This is a genomic window from Photorhabdus sp. RM322S, from assembly GCF_042879395.1.
Classification (GTDB): Bacteria; Pseudomonadota; Gammaproteobacteria; order Enterobacterales; family Enterobacteriaceae; genus Photorhabdus; species Photorhabdus khanii.
The window spans coordinates 30,675-53,922 of sequence record NZ_JBHFKW010000029.1 but is presented as its reverse complement, the minus strand read 5'-3'; the positions used below and the strand labels follow the sequence as shown (position 1 = coordinate 53,922).

General features: G+C 42.4%; 20 protein-coding genes. 16 read left to right on the top strand and 4 right to left on the bottom strand.

Features of this window, described 5'->3' with window-relative positions:
* Nucleotides 1–112: 112 nt before the first annotated feature.
* The 11 genes from rpoC to waaB all read left to right on the top strand — a co-directional run bounded on the left by rpoC (nucleotide 113) and on the right by waaB (nucleotide 11,693).
* On the top strand, nucleotides 113–4,333 hold the full coding sequence (rpoC, locus tag ACGF63_RS16585) for a DNA-directed RNA polymerase subunit beta' (RefSeq protein ID WP_162524232.1): 4,221 nt from the start codon (nucleotides 113–115) through the stop codon (nucleotides 4,331–4,333).
* A gap of 412 nt (nucleotides 4,334–4,745) precedes the next feature.
* Nucleotides 4,746–5,102 (top strand): type II toxin-antitoxin system RelE/ParE family toxin, encoded by a 357-nt coding sequence (locus ACGF63_RS16580; RefSeq protein WP_152963715.1) that lies wholly within the window; start codon nucleotides 4,746–4,748, stop codon nucleotides 5,100–5,102.
* 82 nt (nucleotides 5,103–5,184) lie between these two features.
* Nucleotides 5,185–5,484 (top strand): helix-turn-helix domain-containing protein, encoded by a 300-nt coding sequence (locus ACGF63_RS16575; RefSeq protein WP_132348327.1) that lies wholly within the window; start codon nucleotides 5,185–5,187, stop codon nucleotides 5,482–5,484.
* 896 nt (nucleotides 5,485–6,380) lie between these two features.
* A complete protein-coding gene (locus tag ACGF63_RS16570; RefSeq protein ID WP_387632121.1) occupies nucleotides 6,381–6,530 on the top strand; it encodes a hypothetical protein in 150 nt (49 codons plus the stop codon).
* A gap of 95 nt (nucleotides 6,531–6,625) precedes the next feature.
* Nucleotides 6,626–7,258, top strand: a complete 633-nt coding sequence (locus tag ACGF63_RS16565) for a hypothetical protein (RefSeq protein WP_239002550.1) — start codon at nucleotides 6,626–6,628, stop codon at nucleotides 7,256–7,258.
* A gap of 11 nt (nucleotides 7,259–7,269) precedes the next feature.
* Nucleotides 7,270–7,926, top strand: coding sequence for a hypothetical protein (locus ACGF63_RS16560; protein WP_152963717.1), 657 nt, complete (start codon nucleotides 7,270–7,272; stop codon nucleotides 7,924–7,926).
* Complete coding sequence (locus ACGF63_RS16555) at nucleotides 7,926–9,065, top strand: aminotransferase class V-fold PLP-dependent enzyme (protein ID WP_152963718.1); 1,140 nt, start codon at nucleotides 7,926–7,928, stop codon at nucleotides 9,063–9,065. The genes ACGF63_RS16560 and ACGF63_RS16555 overlap by 1 nt, the downstream gene beginning before the upstream one ends.
* Before the next feature lie 226 nt (nucleotides 9,066–9,291).
* Nucleotides 9,292–9,438 (top strand): hypothetical protein, encoded by a 147-nt coding sequence (locus ACGF63_RS16550; RefSeq protein WP_387632117.1) that lies wholly within the window; start codon nucleotides 9,292–9,294, stop codon nucleotides 9,436–9,438.
* 87 nt (nucleotides 9,439–9,525) lie between these two features.
* Nucleotides 9,526–9,828 (top strand): hypothetical protein, encoded by a 303-nt coding sequence (locus ACGF63_RS16545; protein ID WP_387632115.1) that lies wholly within the window; start codon nucleotides 9,526–9,528, stop codon nucleotides 9,826–9,828.
* Between the two features lies 1 nt (nucleotide 9,829).
* Nucleotides 9,830–10,609: a PIG-L family deacetylase gene (locus ACGF63_RS16540; protein WP_387632113.1), complete on the top strand. Its 780-nt coding sequence runs from the start codon at nucleotides 9,830–9,832 to the stop codon at nucleotides 10,607–10,609.
* A 244-nt stretch (nucleotides 10,610–10,853) separates the two neighbouring features.
* Nucleotides 10,854–11,693 carry a lipopolysaccharide 1,6-galactosyltransferase gene (waaB, locus tag ACGF63_RS16535; RefSeq protein ID WP_387632110.1) on the top strand — a complete coding sequence of 280 codons (840 nt, stop codon included), beginning with the start codon at nucleotides 10,854–10,856 and terminating at the stop codon, nucleotides 11,691–11,693.
* A 121-nt stretch (nucleotides 11,694–11,814) separates the two neighbouring features.
* Here the strand turns inward: waaB and malM are convergent, their stop codons facing one another.
* The 3 genes from malM to malK form a co-directional block, all read right to left on the bottom strand.
* Nucleotides 11,815–12,732: a maltose operon protein MalM gene (malM, locus tag ACGF63_RS16530; RefSeq protein WP_387632108.1), complete on the bottom strand. Its 918-nt coding sequence runs from the start codon at nucleotides 12,730–12,732 to the stop codon at nucleotides 11,815–11,817.
* A 121-nt stretch (nucleotides 12,733–12,853) separates the two neighbouring features.
* Nucleotides 12,854–14,146, bottom strand: coding sequence for a maltoporin (locus tag ACGF63_RS16525; RefSeq protein ID WP_152963721.1), 1,293 nt, complete (start codon nucleotides 14,144–14,146; stop codon nucleotides 12,854–12,856).
* Nucleotides 14,147–14,182: 36 nt separating this feature from the next.
* Nucleotides 14,183–15,292, bottom strand: coding sequence for a maltose/maltodextrin ABC transporter ATP-binding protein MalK (gene malK / locus ACGF63_RS16520; protein ID WP_036845832.1), 1,110 nt, complete (start codon nucleotides 15,290–15,292; stop codon nucleotides 14,183–14,185).
* Nucleotides 15,293–15,674: 382 nt separating this feature from the next.
* On the opposite strand from malK, the gene malE reads away from it, so the two are divergent.
* From malE to malG, 3 genes are all read left to right on the top strand, one after another.
* Nucleotides 15,675–16,874: a maltose/maltodextrin ABC transporter substrate-binding protein MalE gene (malE, locus tag ACGF63_RS16515; RefSeq protein WP_036845829.1), complete on the top strand. Its 1,200-nt coding sequence runs from the start codon at nucleotides 15,675–15,677 to the stop codon at nucleotides 16,872–16,874.
* A 123-nt stretch (nucleotides 16,875–16,997) separates the two neighbouring features.
* The gene (gene malF / locus ACGF63_RS16510) at nucleotides 16,998–18,554 is read left to right on the top strand and encodes a maltose ABC transporter permease MalF (protein WP_036845826.1); all 1,557 of its coding nucleotides are present in this window, start codon (nucleotides 16,998–17,000) and stop codon (nucleotides 18,552–18,554) included.
* Nucleotides 18,555–18,566: 12 nt separating this feature from the next.
* Entirely contained in the window at nucleotides 18,567–19,457 is an 891-nt protein-coding gene (malG, locus tag ACGF63_RS16505) for a maltose ABC transporter permease MalG (protein ID WP_036845823.1), read from the top strand.
* Nucleotides 19,458–19,523: 66 nt separating this feature from the next.
* Here the strand turns inward: malG and ACGF63_RS16500 are convergent, their stop codons facing one another.
* Nucleotides 19,524–21,539, bottom strand: a complete 2,016-nt coding sequence (locus tag ACGF63_RS16500) for an LTA synthase family protein (protein WP_387632103.1) — start codon at nucleotides 21,537–21,539, stop codon at nucleotides 19,524–19,526.
* 1,043 nt (nucleotides 21,540–22,582) lie between these two features.
* On the opposite strand from ACGF63_RS16500, the gene ACGF63_RS16495 reads away from it, so the two are divergent.
* Together ACGF63_RS16495 and ACGF63_RS16490 are read left to right on the top strand one after the other, a co-directional pair.
* Complete coding sequence (locus ACGF63_RS16495) at nucleotides 22,583–22,837, top strand: type II toxin-antitoxin system Phd/YefM family antitoxin (protein WP_152963723.1); 255 nt, start codon at nucleotides 22,583–22,585, stop codon at nucleotides 22,835–22,837.
* On the top strand, nucleotides 22,834–23,088 hold the full coding sequence (locus ACGF63_RS16490; RefSeq protein ID WP_387632100.1) for a Txe/YoeB family addiction module toxin: 255 nt from the start codon (nucleotides 22,834–22,836) through the stop codon (nucleotides 23,086–23,088). The genes ACGF63_RS16495 and ACGF63_RS16490 overlap by 4 nt, the downstream gene beginning before the upstream one ends.
* Nucleotides 23,089–23,248: the final 160 nt, after the last annotated feature.

Below are 23,248 nucleotides of genomic sequence, written 5' to 3'. Positions count from 1 at the left end.
CTGCCCTGAATGGATATGACGGGCAGTTTACCAGCCAGTGGTTGCACTGGTCATAGGGGAGAGTGGCATGGGCCGCTCTCCTGACAGGTCTAACTCCGACAGGAGCCATTTCGTGAAAGACTTATTGAAGTTTCTGAAAGCGCAAACTAAGACCGAAGAGTTTGATGCGATCAAAATTGCTCTGGCCTCACCAGATATGATCCGTTCGTGGTCATTTGGTGAAGTGAAAAAGCCGGAAACGATTAACTACCGTACGTTCAAACCTGAGCGTGACGGCCTTTTCTGTGCCCGTATTTTCGGGCCGGTAAAAGACTATGAGTGCTTGTGTGGTAAATACAAGCGCTTAAAACACCGTGGTGTGATTTGTGAGAAGTGTGGCGTAGAAGTTACCCAGACTAAAGTTCGTCGTGAGCGTATGGGTCACATCGAACTGGCTTCTCCAACTGCACACATTTGGTTCCTGAAATCATTGCCATCCCGCATCGGTTTATTGCTGGATATGCCTCTGCGTGATATTGAGCGCGTACTGTACTTCGAATCCTATGTGGTTGTAGAAGGCGGTATGACCAGCCTTGAACGCAGTCAAATCCTGACAGAAGAACAATACCTGGATGCACTGGAAGAGTTCGGTGATGAATTTGATGCGAAGATGGGTGCGGAAGCTATCCAGTCTTTGCTGAAAAATCTCGATCTGGAAAATGAGTGTGAAACTCTGCGTGAAGAGTTAAATGAAACTAACTCTGAAACTAAACGTAAGAAGTTGACCAAGCGTATTAAGCTGTTGGAAGCCTTTATTCAATCTGGTAACAAGCCAGAATGGATGGTTCTGACCGTTCTGCCAGTGCTACCGCCTGATTTACGTCCACTGGTTCCATTGGATGGCGGCCGTTTTGCAACGTCGGATCTGAACGATCTATATCGTCGTGTTATTAACCGTAACAACCGTTTGAAACGCCTGCTGGATCTGGCTGCACCGGATATCATCGTTCGCAACGAAAAACGTATGTTGCAGGAAGCGGTTGATGCCCTGTTGGATAACGGTCGTCGCGGTCGTGCCATTACCGGTTCTAACAAGCGTCCTCTGAAATCCCTGGCTGACATGATCAAGGGTAAACAGGGTCGTTTCCGTCAGAACCTGCTGGGTAAACGTGTTGACTACTCAGGCCGTTCTGTAATCACCGTAGGCCCTTACCTGCGTCTGCATCAGTGTGGTCTGCCTAAGAAGATGGCGCTGGAGCTGTTCAAGCCATTCATCTATGGCAAGCTGGAACTGCGTGGTTTAGCGACGACGATTAAAGCAGCCAAAAAGATGGTTGAGCGTGAAGAGGCGGTGGTATGGGATATCCTGGATGAAGTGATTCGTGAACACCCGGTTCTGCTGAACCGTGCACCAACACTTCACCGTTTGGGTATTCAGGCATTCGAACCGGTTCTGATCGAAGGTAAAGCGATTCAGTTGCACCCATTGGTGTGTGCGGCATATAACGCCGACTTCGACGGTGACCAGATGGCTGTTCACGTACCGCTGACACTGGAAGCCCAGCTGGAAGCGCGTGCATTGATGATGTCGACCAACAACATCCTGTCTCCTGCGAGTGGTGAGCCGATTATCGTGCCATCTCAGGACGTTGTTCTGGGTCTGTATTACATGACTCGTGACTGTGTTAACGCTAAAGGCGAAGGCATGGTACTGACCGGGCCTAAAGAAGCAGAACGCGTATACCGCGCAGGTCTGGCTTCTCTGCATGCCCGTGTTAAAGTTCGTATCTCTGAAGAAGTGAGAGATGGCGAGGGTAATATCACCACCAGCACTGGCCTGGTTGATACTACTATTGGTCGGGCAATCCTGTGGATGATCGTCCCAAGAGGTCTGCCTTACTCTCTGGTTAACCAGCCACTGGGTAAAAAAGCTATCTCCAGAATGCTCAACACTTGCTACCGTGTGATGGGCTTGAAGCCAACGGTTATCTTCGCTGACCAGATCATGTACACCGGTTTTGCCTACGCTGCACGTTCAGGTGCATCTGTTGGTATTGATGACATGGTTATCCCAGAGAAAAAAGCTGGGATCATCACGGAAGCAGAAGCAGAAGTTGCTGAAATACAGGAACAGTTCCAGTCTGGTCTGGTAACTGCTGGCGAACGTTATAACAAAGTTATCGATATCTGGGCCGCAGCAAACGAGCGTGTAGCTAAGGCAATGATGGAAAACCTGTCCACTGAGACAGTCATTAACCGTAACGGTGAAGAAGAACAACAGGTCTCCTTCAACAGCATCTTTATGATGGCTGACTCTGGTGCGCGTGGTTCCGCCGCTCAGATCCGCCAGTTGGCAGGTATGCGTGGCCTGATGGCTAAACCAGACGGTTCCATTATCGAAACCCCAATCACCGCGAACTTCCGTGAAGGCTTGAACGTACTCCAGTACTTCATCTCAACCCACGGTGCCCGTAAAGGTTTGGCGGATACCGCACTGAAAACGGCGAACTCTGGTTATCTGACTCGTCGTCTGGTTGACGTTGCACAGGATCTGGTTGTTACAGAAGACGACTGTGGTACGCACGACGGTATTCTGATGACGCCGGTCATTGAAGGTGGTGATGTTAAAGAGCCACTGCGTGAGCGTGTATTGGGTCGTGTAACGGCAGAAGATGTTCTCAAGCCGGGTACTGCTGACATTCTGGTTCCACGTAACACCCTGCTGAACGAAAAATGGTGTGATCTGTTAGAAGAGAGCTCTGTTGACAGCATTAAAGTACGTTCCGTTGTAAGTTGTGAAACTGACTTTGGTGTTTGTGCGAACTGTTATGGTCGTGACCTTGCTCGCGGACACATCATCAATAAAGGCGAAGCTGTTGGTGTTATTGCGGCGCAGTCAATTGGTGAGCCGGGTACACAGCTGACGATGCGTACGTTCCACATCGGTGGTGCGGCATCCCGTGCAGCAGCGGAATCTAGCATTCAGGTTCGTAACAAAGGTAGCCTGAAACTGTTTAACGCGAAATCCGTTACCAACTCCGCAGGTAAACTGGTGATTACTTCCCGTAACACCGAATTGTGCTTGATCGACGAATTTGGCCGTACTAAAGAAAGTTATAAAGTGCCTTACGGTGCGGTATTGGGTAAAGGTGATGGCGAAGCAGTTAACGGCGGCGAAACTGTTGCTAACTGGGATCCACATACCATGCCAGTAGTCAGTGAAGTATCCGGTATCATCCGTTTCGCCGATATGGTAGATGGTCAGACCATTACCCGTCAGACGGATGAGCTGACGGGTCTGTCTTCACTGGTTGTTCTGGATAGTGCAGAGCGTACCGGTAGTGGTAAAGACTTGCGTCCGGCACTGAAAATCGTTGATGCCAAGGGTGACGATGTATTGATCCCAGGTACTGATATGCCTGCTCAATATTTCCTGCCAGGCAAAGCAATTGTTCAGTTAGACGATGGTGTCAGCATCTCTGCGGGTGATACCTTAGCGCGTATTCCTCAGGAATCCGGCGGTACGAAAGATATTACTGGTGGTCTGCCACGTGTTGCTGACTTGTTCGAAGCGCGCCGTCCGAAAGAGCCAGCTATCCTGGCTGAGGTCAGTGGTATTGTTTCCTTCGGAAAAGAAACCAAGGGTAAACGCCGTTTGGTTATCTCCCCATTAGATGGTGGTGATGCTTACGAAGAGATGATCCCTAAATGGCGTCAGCTCAACGTATTCGAAGGTGAGGTTGTTGAGCGTGGTGATGTGATCTCCGATGGTCCAGAGTCTCCACATGACATCTTGCGTCTGCGTGGCGTTCATGCGGTTACCCGTTACATCACCAACGAAGTTCAGGAAGTTTACCGCCTGCAAGGGGTTAAGATTAACGATAAACACATTGAAGTTATCGTGCGTCAGATGCTGCGTAAAGCAACCATCGAAAGTGCAGGTAGTTCCGAATTCCTGGAAGGCGAACAGGTTGAATATGCCCGCGTTAAAGTGGCAAACCGTAAGCTGGAACAGGAAGGTAAAGTCCCTGCAATTTATGGACGTGATCTGTTAGGTATCACCAAAGCGTCTCTGGCGACTGAATCCTTCATCTCTGCGGCATCGTTCCAGGAAACGACCCGCGTGCTGACAGAAGCGGCGGTTGCGGGTAAACGTGATGAACTGCGTGGCTTGAAAGAGAACGTCATCGTAGGTCGTCTGATCCCAGCCGGTACGGGTTATGCTTACCATCAGGACCGTATGCGTCGTCGTCAGTTGAATGAGCCTTCTGAAGCACCACAAGTGAGTGTAGATGAAGCAACTGCAAACCTGGCAGAACTGCTGAATGCTGGTTTTGGTGGCGATAAGAAGTAATTCTGTAGAGTACCATAGCTAATTAAATGCCCTCCTTTTTGGAGGGCATTCAGCTTATTGACAAAGCGCTAATTTTTTCGGCTCATAGCTTTAATCAACTTCCATTCACCAAACGGAACTGAACTTGCCGCCACCTTAGACTCCCTCCTAACAAATTTTTCCTCCTGAAAAAAGCTTGCTTGAAGGTTTTGTTCCTCACAACCAATCTGGTTTGTGGCACCCAGCTATACGACGTAGGAACAGATACGCTGGGATTTCTTGCTATTATCGCACCGCTAGTTAAGTGTTTTTTAAATGAAATCGTACTTGTCCTACAGAGACTAGTGATAAGTTAAATTCAGGGTGAGGGATTGCAATTATAGCTAGTAGGCTATATGTTGGTTTTGTGGTTTACAAACTATGAGAAATGAACATGTGGGAAGTTATAACAACAGGAGTGTTTGATGTCTGGTATAACGAACAGAGTGAAGAGTTACAAGATGATATTCTGGCTGCGCTGGAAATTTTGGGAGAGTATGGCCCGCAATTAGGCAGACCTTACGTTGATACGTTGTATGGCTCTAAATTTCCTAATATGAAAGAGTTGCGTATCCAGCATGCCGGAAATCCAGTACGGGCGCTCTTCGCTTTTGATCCCTATCGGAATGCCATTGTTCTTTGCGCTGGCGATAAAACTGGACTGAATGAAAAACGGTTTTATAAGGATATGATCAAACTTGCTGATGCTGAATTTAAGAAGCATCTTGAAGAACTAAGAACTAAGAACTAAGAACTAAGAACTAAGAACTAAGAACTAAGAACTAAGAACTAAGAACTAAGAACTAAGAACTAACTAAACTAGAGAACTGAATATGACTACACTTGATGAATTGCTTGAAAAACGCAGCCCTGAAAGCCGCCGTAGGATTGCTAAAAAAGTTGATGAAATGAAACGAGAGATAGGGCTTTATCAGATCCGCGAGGCTCTTGATGTTTCACAAACTGAATTGGCAACTGCACTTGGGGTTAAGCAACCGACTATTGCTAAAATGGAACAGCCTGGTAATAACCCCAAACTTTCAACATTGAAACGCTATGTTGCAGCGTTAGGTGGAGAGTTAAGCCTTGATGTTCAACTTCCTGATGGTAAACGTATCGTAGTCCATATTTGACCCTTGAATATTACGGCGTTGCCTCAGTGAAAGTGGTACGTGGTGCATCAAGCTTGGGTGCTTGATGCACGGAAAAAACTAAGTAAAACATTTGTACCTCCTAGTAGGAGTTTGCATTAACCTTCTCTGCCTGTGGTGAAAATCGATACAAAGGATCATATAAATGTCTTCCTCTTTGCGAGGTTTTTTCTTTAAATCAAATGCAGGAAAAGCGAGAAAACTTGAATATCAATTTAATGAAAATGGGAAAGTTTAAATACGAGGCAGGAAACGGAAAAAACGATTAGATTTACAAAAATTGCGCAATGAAAACTATTCACTAAATAAATTCTTAATTAAAAATAATAAAGCCTTCGGAATGAAGATGGGTGTGACCGGAGGCAGATATTTTCCCTTGTCAGAACAACAACAATTGTTGGTTTTCTCGGCTAGCGACCAGCAAACTATCAATGGTTAAGGGGGAGCTAATCGTACAGTGATTCAAACGGTGTTTCATGCACATCGGAGCAAATACTAATGCTCAGGTGCTCTATGAACTTGTCCGCGTAAAAATGATCTTAGTCATGCAAGAAATATTAATTCGGCATTCAGAAACAGCTCATCATATTTAACTTAGGAGGCAGGTCAATGTGATTATTTCATTTAAGGCCCTTCCACATAGAATTTATGAAAGATTATTCTTTTAGAACACCTATTTTTACCTGTGTTTTTGCATGATTAGGGGAGATTTAAATTGAATTTTTCAGGATAAATAATCGCAGTTTTTTCTCCTGTTGGATCTTTAAATTATGATACAGGTCATAAAATACAATATTTCATGATTCATATACTCGGGAATGAATATAAACTGAAAATGAGAAACAATTGTCGCCTATATAAAATAACGGGGCAAAATAATGGAGAATGGAGTAACCTTAAACTATGAAGATATAACGGAAGAGGATTATATCTTAATAAATAATCTTTATAAGCGTAATATAGGAGGCTTAGACTATTTTATTTGGAAGAATATTGAAGAAAAAAATATAATCTCTCTAGTGAAATAAAAGCATTTTCGTTTAAAAGAAACGATACACACTTGTCGATTGTGATAGCAAGAAAGTGTGAGTTTAATCTTAAACACAGGTTGGTATCTATTAATATGCTTAGTGATTTTGGCATAGATGAAAGTGTAAAATCACGAACGTTGATAATAGAAAGTGCTAAACAAACACATCGTAATGATGTAGATGCGACGGTTTGCTACTCAGATGCAAGAAAGATCAAATGTTATTCAAAGATTTTCGAAAAATACATCTGTAGCAGAGTGAACGTTTTTGACTTTATAGAAATAGTGGTGGAAGGATATACCGAAATCGATGTAGACCTGATTGATTTTAATGAAATAGATAAGATTAATAAAATCAATTTTTTCGGCAGGGAAGTAAATGACAATTGGATCGCTTACTCAGAGCAGTGTCCTTACTACAGAGATATTAAGTTGTTAACTGTTGGAAAAGAATTAGCGATATTGGGTTTTGATGATACAACTGTGGAAGTAATAGGTTTGTCAAATACAGCTCCCGGTACAATTATGTTTGTAATTGATTCTTGTCTTGCTATTAGGAAAAAATGCAGAATAATCTTACCAAATCCTATTTATTCTGAACTACAAAGCAGACTGAGCAAACATAGTATTATAAATAAATTTAGCATGATGATTGCCTGGCATACCGAAGAAGATTTCAATTTGTGCCATGAAGATATATTTATCAGTAGAATCGACAAACGATAAAGGAGTTTAAAATGGGATGTATTTTTTGTCACCCAGAATCTTCCTTTGAAAAAGATAAAATACTTTTACAAGGAAAATATTTCTATGCCTTTGTACCTAAAGGCCAGATAATTGAGGGCTATATCATTATTGCCATCAACAAATGTGAGACTGATTTAGGGGGATACCGGTGCTTTGCAGAAATATACGATGACGAAGCAATAAAAGAACTGAAACAATTTAAGAATATAATAAATGATTTTTATCGAGAATATTACAATATAAGCAATCCTCTTTTTTATGAAAATGGACGAGCTGGTGGTTGTATCGTCATGGACCCAAATCAAAGGTATTGTTACCATGCACATTTATGTTGTTTCCCTAGCGAGATTGATCTTCATAATAAATTAAAGAATCAATTTAAAATGCATACGATAGACTCATTGGATGAACTTAAGATGTTCGGTGAGGTTGGCCCCTATATTTACATCGAAAATAGTGGTAATAAATATATTTTTACGATAGGTGAATCAGATTTCATTGAGAGAGGAATGATAAGAACAGTATTGGCAAATAGTTTAAATATGCCAGAAAGATCCGATTGGAGAGCTAATGAAGGAATTAAGGAGATGCATGCGACTGCTAAAAAATTCAAATTATATATTAATCATCATATGGAGATTGGATAATGTTATATGCAGATGCAGCTTCTACCTCATGGCCAAAGTCACAAGAAGTGAAAGACATGATAAATATGTATTTAGATACTCTTGGCGTAACGCCAGGGCGATCTTTATCACAACAATCTAAAAAGGTTACGGAACTCATTGAAGAGTGCCGACATGAATTAATCGAACAAACAAATTTAAATGGTCATGGGACGGTAATTTTTAACTCAGGAGCAACGTATTCACTCAATGAATGTATAAAAGGTACGCTTAAGCCGGGTGATAATGTTATTACTACTCATTTAGAACATAATTCAGTACTTAGACCGGTAAACCATTTAAAAGATATTGGAGTAAGTAGTCAATTTATCGATGTGACAGATGGTAAAATTGATATGTCGTATTTGGAATTTTTATTAAAGGATAAGAAAACTAAGTTATTAGTGGTTCATAGTTGCTCCAATACTATTGGTACATTTTGTAATATAGATGAGATAGGAAAACTGGCACATTTATACGGTGCGATGGTTTTAGTTGATGGTTCACAATCTTTTGGTTCACAATTAATTGATTTATCGAAAGGTCATATTGATTACTTTGTTTTTAGCGGGCACAAAAGCTTAGGAGGAGTATCAGGTATTGGTGGGTACTTTATGCTTGATAATGGATTTTCTCATAATGAATTAATCCAGGGTGGGACAGGTGTATTATCAAGATTAACTACACAACCAACGGGAATACCATACAAATATGAATCAGGAACACAAAACACTATTGGCATACTTTCATTGCTAGCGTCTATAAGGCGTTTAAAAAAAATTGGGATAGAGAATATTCAAAATCAATTACAAACTCTGCGTACTAATCTTATAGATGAGCTATCACAATTAAAAAAGGTCAAATTAATTTGTAGACATAAAGTCGGGTTGCCAACAATTATTTCTACAGTAGAAGGTTATCATCCCGGAGAAGTCTCTTATATACTAGAAAACAAATACAATATTATTACCCGTCCCGGGTTGCAATGCGCACCATTAGCCCATAAAAAATTTGGAACTTATCCTGATGGTGCTGTTCGGGTTAGCCTTGATACGTCACATACAATGGAAGATATTTTGAAAATAAAATCTGCCTTAGTTAAAATCACTGAGGAAAATTAAAAGGAAATACTTATAATTAATGAGAATAGTTCAGGCGATTTAGGCAATAAGCTGAGATGCGAGTAAACGTTTATGGCTCATGACATTAATATTATAAAAAACAATAAGTTATCGCTAAAAATATCTTGGTAATCACTAAATAAGATTTCAAAATGGTGCTACATCTTATGTCACTTATAATTCTATGTATAACAATGAATTGAAGAGAGTCATGTGTAGCAGAATTATGAAACGTTATTTACACGATTTATGGTGTGCAAAATATTTAGTCGATAATAAAACTGCTATGCAAGAATCAATAACAAAACTTGAGATTGAATACAACTTACAAGTTAATTTTTTAAAACCTTATCAAGCATTCACTGAAAAATAAAAGGCGTTTGAGAAAAGGTTAATAAAGAGTGATCTGAGTATTATATTAGAAGTAATAAAAAATATTTATTTATATGATGATAATATTGTGTCTGATGATTTTAATTATGAAATTCTGCTTTCTACAAACGATGCTATTTTTTCTGATTTAATGACAATATTAGGTCACAGTGACAGCGTAATAGACGTTGCAGCAAAAAGAATCCATGCTAGCTGGTTTAATATAATGAAAGAATTTTATGCCCATGATGAAAGAGTGCAATTCCAAGAAAAGCCAAACATTGACAACTCAGATTTTATAAAAAACAGGGATGGGATACGCATTGATTTAGCCGCTATTTATATTGTACTCATGGAAATAAAATATAATCGCCTTTGCATGGAGACTTGAAATGATACATCTATTTCTATCTCCCCATTTAGATGATGTGGCTTTAAGCGCTGGCGGTTTAATACATAAATTAGTTTCAGAAAATCAAATGGTGGTTGTTCTAACATTTTTTACTGAATATGACAAAAATATTACGTCTCATTATTCACATTATGTACATAATGATAATATGTATTCATTTATAAAACTTTATTCAAAGCGAGCTAATGAGGATATTGCTTTTTGCAATAAATTATCAGCAATTCCAATACATGGTAAAATTTTAGATTGTATTTACAGAACCGACCAATACGGTGAACCTATGTATAAAAGTTCTGCCATGATTTATAGTGGCCTGATGCATAAATCAGATTATGCATCCGATATGGCTCAAGATCTCATCGACAAAATATTGTTCAATTATCAACCTGATTATATATATGCTCCTTTGGGAATAGGTCGACATGTGGATCACATCATAATAAACAATCTGGTACATAACATAACAGGTTCACGTAAGTTCAAAATATTACTTTATGAAGATTTTCCCTATGTTTTAGGTCAATACCCTGTTATTAACCCCGATAGTTTGGAAAGTGCTTTATTAAGAAATAACAAATTTAATAAGCACGCCATATTGGTGGATATTGATTTAAAAGAAAAAATGCAAAACATCCTATTTTATGAATCTCAATTAGAACCTCTGTTTGATAATAAATCAAATCTTTTAATTTCCTTGGAAAAATATCATCATGCGATTAATAAAATAAAAGTCCAAGAGCGTTTTTGGTTAATTCAGTAAAGGATTGATAATGAAGAAAATATTCATAATATACCATGACCTTTTCTTGAATGGATATGGCGGGGTAGAAACGGTATGTTCGAATTTAATAAATTTGATTAACCGTGCCAACATTGGAATTGATTTTATTTTCATATCTCTAAATGAGACAAATAGAATTGAAAATCGTGCTTGGTTATCTAATGCTCAATATATCTCCTTAGCGTCAGACAATTACGAATCTTGCCAAGATATTGCATTCTAATTGTCTTTGGTATTAGCAAGATTTTACCCTGAGATTCTAATAAGTTTAGACACAACATCCTGTAATATTGCTCGACTTTCCTGTGAAAAAATTAATTTCCCAGTAAAAACTTACTCTTGGCTGCATACTTCCATTAGAAATCCTACCCCACAGAAAATTAAAGATTTATGCTGTGCCGACGAGCACCTTGTAATCAGTTCTGGTTTACGAGATCAAATGTTATCCTTTGGGATAAAAACAGAGAAACTTCATCTTATTTTCAATCCTATCAAAATGAATCCCTTTATAATTCCTCAACCAAAACACATAGCTAGATTATTATATGTTGGAAGAATTCTTGCCTATAAGTCAAAAAATCTAACTGAACTATTTTTAGCGCTTTCTCAATTACATGGTCATTGGGAATTACATATGGTAGGTTCTGGTGATGATGAGGGTTACTTAAAAAAATTATCTTCACAACTCAATATAAATAACAATATTATTTGGCACGGTTGGCAAGATCAGCCTTGGGAATTTGTAATGAGTAGCATAAAAGAAGTATCCGCTTTTATTTTAACATCGAAATATGAAGGTTTTGGCATGGTATTAGCGGAAGCAATATCTTATGGTATCTATTGTATAAGTTCAGATTGTAAGTGTGGTCCGAATGATATTATCAACGATTTAAATGGCGAGCTTTATAAATCAGGTAGTATTCTTGAGTTGTCTAAAAAATTACAACTCATTATTGATGGATATAAAATAAGAGATCATTATGCAATAAAAAATTCTATTGCCTTTCTTTATGAAGACAATTTCCTGTTAAGAATTACTAACGCTTTATCTCTCCACCGGTAAGTATCTCCTGTCGTAACATATTATGAGAGTTAAACTTAATGCTCTCCTCTTCGGAGAGCATTTGTTTTGCATTGAACAAACTAATGGTGCACTTACTATATAGCCAACATAGGTAAATGATTTATCTCTTGTTTTTGATACTGTTAATAAACGTTTCTCGTGCAGTTGAAGATCCCAGGCGTTCTGCTTCATCCAGCAGATTCAGCGCCTTATCAATATTGCCGTTATTAATTTCGTTTTTAATTGCATCACTGAAATAACGTTCTGTGTCGTTCAGGACAGGTTTGGTTTTCAGTGGAGTGCGCTGTGTTGCGGTAGCTTGTGTTGGCCCAACAACGACAGGCTCCAGTGCCGGGCCTGATAAGACTTGACCAATAGTGATGTTGCCGGTGTTTTGTTCCGATTTCACTTTCAGCTTTAATGTACCGGTTTCTGTATGGCGGGCAACGGGATCTGGAATAGCGGGAACGGCGTTGCCGACTCCTTGAGCATAAGCTTTGGCGGGATCAATCATTTGTGTTGATTTTTGCAAATCGGTACGAGTGGTATAGACCAGCACATAAATTTGCTGTTGTCCTAATGCTGGCGTCAGCTTTAATGTGCCTTCCAACCGGTCTGTGGACATAACTCCCGGACGTTCATACGAAAAATAGTCACTTGGATAAAATGCTGCGGGGCGTAATCCCTGATCAAGCACCAAAACATTTGGCGCATAAACTTGTTTATCTTGTACTAAACTGCTCAGCATAATGTCCAGTGAGCCCCGATTTGCCGGAATGGCGAATGCAGCGATTGGCCCCTGAATATTTCCTTCATTAAGGTGCTGGGATGTGGCATTGAGGATAATGGTCTGCGTATCGTTTGGGTTAACTGGCTGCCAGTTCAGTTTTTGCAGTGCTGCTGTTGAGAGGGAAGGTGCAACAGCATCCTGTGTCGTGGTTGCCTTAGTTGTTGTAGTGATAGGTGTTGCATAGCTTATCAGAGGAGCTGCGCTACAGAGTAAGGCACTAAGACAGAATGAGAGCAGTTTAATTTTCATTTTTTACCCTTGTCCGGTTGAAAAAAGAGACTGATACCCACGGGCAAAAGGCATATCAGTCCAAGGCGCTAAAAGTAGCTAAATAATCTTGCTGGCCTAAAACCAGCCGTTTTTAATGGCATTACCACCAGGCTTCGAATTGTGCACCAAAGGTGAATTCATCATCGTTGCCACGGCTGAATTTATGTGTTGCTGTATCACGGTAGGCCATGCCAGTGGTGTAGTTATCGCCGTCGTCTTTCCTTGCATTACCCCATTTTTCATCCCATTTGGCATAGGTGACGAACAGGCGGATAGCCGGACGGGACCAGATGCTATCACCAGCCTGCCATTGCTGGGCTAGGGTGATTTTGTACTGATCGTTAGTGTCATTGGTACGCTGAGATTTGACATTATCATAGCCAATATCCATCAAGGTACTCATCGTTGGTGTCCATTTGTACATTGGACGTACACCAACCGTGTACCATGTATTGCCGTTGTTATTATCGCGGTTAGTATCTTGATACATCGCTACATACATGAGATCCCATTTTTCCGCGAGATTAATCGCGCCGTGATTCAGGATGCGTAGCATATGACCGTCATTGTTTACACTGGCGCCTTCAGAGCGACCACTGTTGGAGGAGGTCATGGAATCCGTCGCGTACTGTACGACAAATTTGTTGAAGCCTCCGGACACACTTTGTGTATGCTCGGCAGTAAACATGAAACCATCTTTGGACGCGTTGCGGTCAAGGTGATAGTTGTCCCGCGCATTAGCACGCCCATAGTCAAAACCAAGTTCCAGACTACCGCCGGGGTTCACTTCCAAGCCGGACAGACGTATGTCGTAGACATCGTTAGACGTGGGAATTTCATGGTTCCTACCGGCAATCCAGCCATGAGAACCGCCAGACTCGGTGTTACGGGTGACGGCCAGAGAGAGTTTGCTAAAGCCTAGATCGATATCTTGCAGGCCGGCACCGGGACCTGAGATATCCCAGTAGTAAAAGTCGATCATATGTACGTCATGACGCTGGTAGAAGCGTTTACCTGCCCACAGTGTTGAGCCTGGCAGCCAGTCGATGACGTTTTTCGCTTGGACATTCACTTCACGGAAAGCGGGATTGGTGGATTCCCAGTCACTTTGTTGCGCTACGGAATAGGCTACGTTGGTATCGAAGTAGAAGCTCTTATCGCCATCTTTCCATAGCTCCTGACCCAACTTAAGTTCAGCATAGGTTTCACATTCATTACCTAAACGGTATTTGCTCTGTGCACCGGTACTTTGGAAACACTGTTGCTCGCCACCGCTGCCGGCCCAGCCAATACCGGAACGGGCGTAACCGTGAAATTCTACGGCTGACGCCTGCATGGACAGTAATCCAGTTATAACTGTCAGTGATATAGGTAATATACGCATTGATTTCATCAATTATTCTCCTGTCGTTTTGTAATTAGCTCAGGCTCAAACACCGGGTTCTTTATGCAAACGCTGGCATGCGGTTCCGTCTTCCCGGAACAAATGGCAGCGGTGGGGAGGTAATCCGATAGTGAAGGAGGCCCCTTCTTCCACGAGCACAACATCAGGCTGGCGATAAACCAGATTTTGATGAATAGCCGGGATTTCAATGTGAACCTGGGTTTCATTTCCCAGCTGTTCAACAACCTGAACTATGCCTTCCAGCGTGACATCTGCGATATCACTAGGAAGGAGGTGTTCTGGGCGTATACCCAGAGATACATTGCTGCCTACTTTTACCCCTTGGCTTTCTACGGGAAGCCAGATTTGCTGGCGATTAGGCAGAGTAATTTGCACCTGATCGACGGCGGTGGCCGTGACTTTAACTGGCAGGAAATTCATTTTGGGTGAGCCAATAAAGCTGGCAACAAAACGATTAACGGGATAGTGGTAAAGCTCAAGTGGTTTGCCGATCTGGGCAACATCCCCGCCATCCAGTACCACGATTCTGTCGGCCAGCGTCATTGCTTCAACCTGATCGTGGGTGACATAAATCATCGTACGTTGCAGGCGTTTGTGCAGGCGTGAAATTTCAATGCGCATTTGGACGCGCAGTGCAGCGTCCAGATTGGAAAGTGGTTCATCCAATAGGAAAACATTCGGTTCAGCGACCAGAGTACGGCCAATGGCGACCCGCTGGCGTTGGCCGCCTGATAGTGCTTTAGGGCGGCGATCAAGCAGATGAGCGAGTTGAAGCATCTCCGCAACTTGCTTTACGCGCTGCTGAATGTCACTTTTTTTGGCGCCGGCCAGCTTCATACCAAACGACATATTGTCTGCAACAGACAGGTGGGGGTACAGTGCATAGGATTGAAAAACCATTCCAACGCCACGCTTGGCTGGTGGTACATCATTTATACGTATATTGTTGATCAGCAAATCACCAGAAGTAATATCTTCCAGACCTGCAATCATCCTTAATAGTGTCGATTTTCCACATCCTGATGGACCGACAAAAACCACGAATTCTCCTTCCTGTATCTCAAGGTTGATGTTCTTAGAAATAATAGTTTCACCATAAGCCTTAGATACATTACGTAGTGTGACGCTCGACATGTGTTCCCCCGGACTATCACCGCAATCCACGGTGAAAAATGATAAGCCAGAGTGTGTTTAAGATAGCGGGTGAGTAAATCCTCCATACCCAAATTTTTTGTGGGGGAGGAGCCAGGAGGATGAGATAAGAGCTGTTGAGGTGGCTAGGTATGAGCTGCTGGATAAAGTGTGATCTTTACTACAAAAAGAGGTGTCTCTTTTTGTGGTCAACAACACGGTTCCTCTGTTTTTGTAATGTAGATCACACCCATCTCAGTTGGGGCGTAGAGCGGGGGAGGATGAGTATTTCTATTGTCGGTTGCACACTAGCTTCGTACCCTCCGCCAATGTAACAAAACAGTTCACCCTGAACCTATTCACACTATAAGTAAAGGACGGAATGATGACAAAAACAAACTTGAAAGTGGGCGCCCGTACCCTGGCGCTTTCTGTTTTAGCTACTCTTGTGCTTTCTGCCTCTGCTTTGGCAAAAATTGAGGAAGGTAAGCTGGTTATCTGGATCAACGGCGACAAAGGCTACAACGGTCTGGCACAAGTCGGTGAGAAATTTGAAAAAGATACGGGGGTCAATGTTACTGTTGAACATCCGGACAAGCTTGCAGAGAAATATTCGCAGGTTGCGGCAACCGGTGATGGGCCGGATATTATTTTCTGGGCTCATGACCGTTTTGGTGGTTATGCACAGTCGGGTCTGGTGGCGGAAATTACGCCGGATCAAAACCTTAAGGACAAACTGTTTCCATTCACTTGGGATGCTGTGCGTTACGACGGTAAATTAGTTGGTTATCCTATTGCAGTTGAAGCCCTCTCCCTTATTTACAATAAAGACCTTGTAAAGACACCACCCAAAACTTGGGAAGAGATCCCTGCTCTGGATAAGGAATTGAAGGGTAAGGGCAAAAGCGCTCTTATGTTTAATCTGCAAGAGCCTTATTTCTCCTGGCCGCTGATTGCTGCTGATGGAGGATATGCTTTCAAAATGGAAAATGGTGCATATGATGCTAAGAACGTCGGGGTTAATAATGCCGGTTCCAAAGCAGGGCTGAATTTTATTGTCGATTTGGTAAAAAATAAGCATCTGAATGCGGATACCGACTATTCCATTGCCGAAGCAGCGTTCAACAAAGGTGAAACGGCTATGACTATCAATGGTCCGTGGGCGTGGGCCAACATCGACAAGAGCAAGATAAATTACGGCGTGACGTTATTGCCGACGTTTAAAGGTCATCCATCCAAGCCGTTTGTTGGCGTATTGACGGCAGGTATTAATGCCGCCAGCCCGAATAAAGAGTTGGCGAAGGAGTTCCTGGAAAACTATTTGCTGACCAATGAGGGGCTGGCAATGGTGAATAAGGATAAACCGCTGGGGGCCGTGGCGCTGAAATCCTATCACGATATTCTGGCTAAGGACCCGCGCATTTCTGCCACGATGGAAAATGCTCAAAAAGGCGAAATCATGCCGAACATCTCGCAAATGAGCAGTTTTTGGTATGCCATGCGTAACGCTGTTGTTAATGCGTTGACCGGCCGTCAGACTATTGATGCCGCACTGAGTGACGCAGAAGCCCGTATGACCAAGTAGCCTGTAGACACCCTTTTCTGAAAGGGTGTCTCTTTCCCGTAACGACTAAGGATGTTACTTGCGGAAGATTGATCCAATTATCAGCAAAGCTGTTACAGTCGTAGTAAAAGGAATAAGAGCATTATGTCAGCGACGCTCAAAAAAATATCATGGTGGCAGTATTCTGCTCTGAAATGGCTTGCAGTGAGCCTGTGTATACTCTTTACCGGTTATCTGGTGGTCTTGATGTACTCACAGGGAGAGTATCTGTTCGCAATGCTGACGTTGGTATTGTTGGGAACGGGGATTTACGTTTTCGCTAACCGCAATACTTATGCCTGGCGTTATGCTTATCCGGGCATCGCGGGAATGGGGCTGTTTGTGTTGTTTCCGCTCATTTGCACTATTGCCATTGCCTTTACCAACTATAGCAGTACGAATCAACTGACTTTTGAACGTGCACAATCTGTCCTGATGAGCCGTCAGTATCAGTCAGGGCAAACATTCACTTTCAGGCTCTATCCAAAATCCGATCTATGGATTCTGGCATTGGATGCACCGGGCCAGACTAAGCAACTGGTATCGGAGCCGTTTTCTCTGTCAGTAGCGGAAGAAACGACTTTACATTTGCATGAACAGGACAACGCCCAGAGTGGTGAAGCGGCGACATTGCGTATTATCACCCAGAATCGACAGGCGCTGAACCAGTTGGTTGCCGTTTTACCAGATGGTAAGCAACTGAGAATGAGTTCGCTTCGTCAATTCTCTGGTGTACATCCTCAATACTCTCTTGGGGAAGATGGCAAGACTCTTACTAACAATCAAACAGGCACGCTTTATCGCCCTAATACCGATACCGGTTTCTATCAGTCTGTTAATGCTGAGGAGCAATGGGGAAATGAGACGTTAACGCCGGGATTTACTGTTTCCATTGGCTGGAAGAATTTCCTGCGTGTGATACAGGATGAAGGTATTCAGAAGCCGTTTCTCTCTATTTTCGTTTGGACGGTTGTGTTTGCTCTGTTCACTGTGGTACTGACTGTTGCTGTCGGCATGGTCTTGGCCTGTGTTGTGCAATGGGAAGCATTGAAAGGCCGTGCTGTTTATCGCGTGCTGTTAATCTTGCCGTATGCCGTGCCATCGTTTATTTCTATTTTGATTTTTAAGGGGTTATTTAACCAGAGTTTTGGTGAAATCAACCTGTTGCTTAACGGCCTGTTTGGTATTAAGCCCGCTTGGTTTACTGATCCGACACTGGCGCGAACCATGCTGATTGTGGTGAATACCTGGTTGGGGTATCCCTACATGATGATCCTCTGTATGGGTTTGTTGAAGGCAATACCAGATGATCTGTATGAAGCATCGGCGATGGATGGTGCTGGCCCGTTTCAGAACTTTTTTAAGATTACCTTCCCGCTGCTGATTAAGCCGTTGATGCCGCTGATGATTGCCAGTTTTGCCTTTAATTTCAACAATTTTGTTCTGATTCAATTGTTGACTTATGGCAGGCCGGATCACATTGGCACTACGACGCCGGCGGGCTATACCGATTTACTGGTGAGCTATACCTATCGTATTGCTTTCGAAGGGGGTGGTGGCCAGGACTTTGGATTGGCTGCGGCGATTGCCACCGTTATCTTTTTGCTAGTTGGTGCACTGGCCATTATCAATCTAAAAACCACCCGTATTAAATTTGACTAAGGAGGGAATGCAATGGCGATGGTTCAACCCAAATCACAGAAATGGCGTTTGTGGGCGACGCATTTGCTGATGTTAACCTTTATTGCCATGATTTTATTCCCGATGTTGATGGTTATTACCATCTCCCTGCGGCCGGGGAATTTTGCCACGGGTAGTTTGATCCCAGAAAATATTTCTTGGGAGCACTGGAAATTGGCGCTTGGCTACAGCGTGGTCTCATCGGATGGTCGTGTTACTCCACCACCTTTCCCGGTTATGCTATGGCTTTGGAACTCTGTGAAGGTTGCCTTTATTACCGCTGTAGGTATCGTTACGTTATCAACCACCTGTGCTTATGCTTTTGCCCGTATGCGTTTTCGCGGTAAAACCACCTTGCTGAAAGGTATGTTGATTTTTCAGATGTTCCCGGCAGTTCTTTCCTTAGTGGCGTTATATGCCTTGTTTGACCGATTGGGGGAGTATATACCGTTTATCGGCCTCAATACTCACGGCGGCGTTATCTTTGCCTATCTGGGGGGCATTGCGTTGCATGTCTGGACGATTAAAGGTTATTTTGAAACCATTGACGGCTCTCTGGAAGAGGCTGCTGCGCTTGATGGCGCGACACCGTGGCAGGCTTTTCGTATGGTCTTGTTACCGCTCTCTGTACCGATTTTGGCCGTGGTGTTCATTCTTTCCTTTATTGGCGTGATTACGGAAGTGCCTGTTGCTTCACTGCTGCTGCGGGATGTGAATAATTACACTCTGGCTGTGGGCATGCAGCAGTACCTTAATCCACAAAACTATCTTTGGGGAGATTTTGCCGCCGCCGCTGTGCTCTCGGCACTCCCGATTACCATTGTTTTCTTGGTTGCTCAGCGCTGGTTGGTTAGTGGTTTGACCGCTGGGGGAGTAAAAGGCTGATTGTGACACTTATCAGTGTGAATCCCTTTAATAGATTGAGATTAAAGGGATTCACGGAAGTATCAATTATTGCTGGTGGTGAACTTGACGGTTTAACTGCCATGACAGTAAATCAGTAAATACCTGCCAGCGATGAAACTGTTTAGTCTGCTCTGCTGTCATTGGCTGTGGTTCACCTAATAATAATCCCGTTTGATTTGCCCACGGTCGAAATTCACCTTTGCCTATCATGATATAGGCCCCTTGCGGTGTAATAGTCACTTCCGGGTTATATCCCTGACACCAGATAGGGTCCAGATGTTCAGTCAGCAAATTACAGCCGGTACGGTAATAAGTCGTATTTGATAGGCTTAAATGATAGAGAGTGGGCCAGATATCTTTATGACTGCCGACTCTGGTCGCATCAAAAGTCGTGTTATAGCGATAATCAGGCGGCACGTAGAGATAAAGTGGTACGCCGTGACCAATTGCCAGTTCATGGGCATCTGGATAACTGATACCCCGCATATTATGGTCACCGGTTGCTGCAATAATAGTATGGGAAGCCAGTGACTGAGATTTTACCCAACTGATAAACTGCCCCAACTGATCGTTGGTATAACGCAGAGTATGGAAGACCTCTTGTAACTCATCACCGCTAGCCAGATGGCTTAGGCGTTGTTTCTCTGCATCGTTTAGCTTAATGTCGGTTTTCTGATAGCCTTTTGGTGACTTATACGGTGGGTGATGGGTAGTAGACAATGACAGAATCAGAGTATGTTCTCCGTCCTTCTCTGCCTGAGCCAGACGTTCTTCAATATAACGGAACATAAACTCGTCAGGTACACCCCAAGTACCGAATTTGGCTTCCGGGTAGCGTTTTTTCAGCCCATTCTGATCGATAAATTCACTGACGCCCAGATTTGGCAGGAACTGATTCAAATTACGCCATGCTCCGTTACCGGATGTAACGAAGATAATCTTGTAACCATTCGCCAGATAGGGTTTAAACATATTGCTGGTGAAATCGAGATTTTGGGCAGTGGATTGGCTGATTGCACTGTTCGGGCTACGGACCAGGAAGCGGCTCAAACTGTCAATAGTGCCGTCCCCTTCAGAAACAAAACGTTCAAAACGCCAATCGTTTTGCCAGTGCTGACGCAGGGCACCAAAAACATCAAGGTTTGGGCGATCCAGGCTTTGCAGGTGATAGCCCATGCTTTCCATCACGTTAAATATTACATGGGGTGGTTTTTTCTGAGCGACAGGATTGTCGGCGGTTTTAGCCATAAACGGCGACAGACTAGCCGGCGTTGGATTATCCAGAAATTGGCTTAATAGCTTGCTACCTTGCTCATCCGTTGCTTCTGGGAAATAGCTGTTTTTGTCATGATCATTAAAGGCCCAGTTCAATGCCATTGGACCATTAGGCGTCAGCATATTAAGTATTTTAACTTCTGAAACTTGTGTATTGGACTGACGCAGTGGAAAGGTCCCTATGGAGCCGCGCATTCCAACGAAGCAGATAGCCAAAATAGCCAGTGTCGCTATAGCAGAAATTGGCAAACTGGTTTTGCGTTCTGTTCGTGAGGTAAGGCGGCGTTGCCAGCGGAGACAAAGCCAGAAAACGAAAACAGTGAACAGAACTAAGCAGAGTAAGCCACGGATAATGGGATAGTCATTCCACAGAGTATGTAACACGGCTTTCGTATCATCTTCCACCAAACCGAAGATGAAAATATCAATCGACCGTTCATAAGTGGCATAGTAATAAACATTGCTTACAGTTAAAGCCCCGACCAGTGTATTGAGTATTGCAGCCAGCCACGGATAGCAACGCTGCCATAGGCTGAAACTGTTTTTGTGAATGGCAAATAAGCCGGCAATCAGCAGACAGGGAACAAATAGCAGACTGGCAATACGGATATCAAACAGCCCGCCAATCCAGAACATTCGTTCTACATCTTGAATAGAGTCAGCAAGGAGCTGATGGCTGCCATAAGTGAGGAGAAGATAGATTCTTCCCGCCATTTGTATTGATACAGCCAGCAGCCAGGGAAGTAAAAGAGCGATAAAAGCCTGTTTAAATCTGGGAAACCACATAATGCCTTCTTAATTAGAATGGATTAGTAAGATTAATTTGGTATTTTATGGGTAAAGATCCTAGCTTATTTAGTAAATGATTGCCTATCCTAATGTTAGGTTATTTTATTAGACATTTTTTGCAGTAAACAGCAGGTCTGACCAAGGCCCAGACAAAATCGATTGAGAAAGGATGGTTTAGATTATAAGCCATCTTTTAGGTTGCTGACAAAACCATTTTTAAAAATAGGTGTTTTCGTTTCACTGAGAATTTCAGATAGCGTGTTGTCGGCTGATTTAGTTTTCTCTTATCTAATAACAGTTTATTGCATCAACGATGATAAAAGGTTTGGCAGATTAATCAGCTAGAAAGGTGATAACAGTTGGGCAGATATTTAAGCGTTAACAGAGCGCGAAAATATTTTGGAAAGTAACGGTATGAATTGATTTTAGCGTTAAATCACATTAAAGGCATAAAAAGAGGTATGGTTTAAATCAAATCGCAGACCAGATTGATTAAAGCAGTGTAAAGCAAGTTTAATCTGGCGTATTTAAGGCATTGCAGTTTTACATAATAAATTGCAAAATAATAGTACTGTAAGTAATCCGATTTATATTCTGTTAAATCATTTGCTTAGAGACTGTAATTTCTTTATGACAAAGTTTATTGTCAGTTGAAAACATTATTAAAGTCGGTTTCTTTGGTAAAATAGATTTTATGATTAAGTTATTCATATTCTTATTTGTCTTTTTTCCAGAGAGATGAGCATTAATAAAGTTTTCATTTTTCACTGATAGTTTTATGATGGGTAGGTTTTGAACTGTTATTAAACGTCATTTTTTTAACTTTTGGTTTTAATCGGTATAAGGTTTTAGCAATTGTTTTTACCGTTTTTAGCGCCCAAGGTGGGATTCCACTTTATTTATAATTTATCCAGATATGATTTCGCCTCTAAAATGAGGAAGCCAGCCCTGATGGTATACAGAAATATTGTTAGCGCAACACTTGCGTACTCATATTTGCACAAGTACAGTTATGGGTACAACATTGTGAGGTAATGACTATGAATACGATGAGTTATTCAGCATTCCGGGCTAACTTGGCCAGAACCTTGGATAAAGTGAATGACGACCACAAGCCCGTTATTATCACTCGCCAGAACGGTAAACCAGCGGTCGTTATTAGCCTGGAAGATTTCCAGTCTTACGAAGAGATGGCCTACTTGATGGCCAGCCCCAAAAATGCTGCGCGTTTGAACCAGGCTATCGCGGAAGTGGAGGCCGGTAAAACCGTTGAGAAAGGATTATTGGAAGAATGATTTTATCTTGGGCGGAAATGGCATGGGAGGATTATCTGCATTGGCAACAAACCGATAAAAAAATCTTAAAGCGCGTAAATACGTTAATTAAAGAGATTAAACGGCAGCCCTTTGATGGGCTTGGTGATCCAGAGCCACTAAAGCATAATTGGTCGGGATATTGGTCCAGGCGGATTGATCGAAAACATCGCCTAGTTTACAAGGTGACAGACGAAACAATCATTATTGTGCAATGCCGCTATCACTATTAATAAAACCTTATTGATGCTCCTTGCTGTGCGACATCAGAAAATGCCTTGGTGAAAACTCAGCAGTGATAGTCGAGGAGCCAAAAGTCAGCAATCTTAAGGATGGTTTAGATTATAAACCATCCTTGAAGATTATAATTGTATTAAGTTATTAAATGAGAAG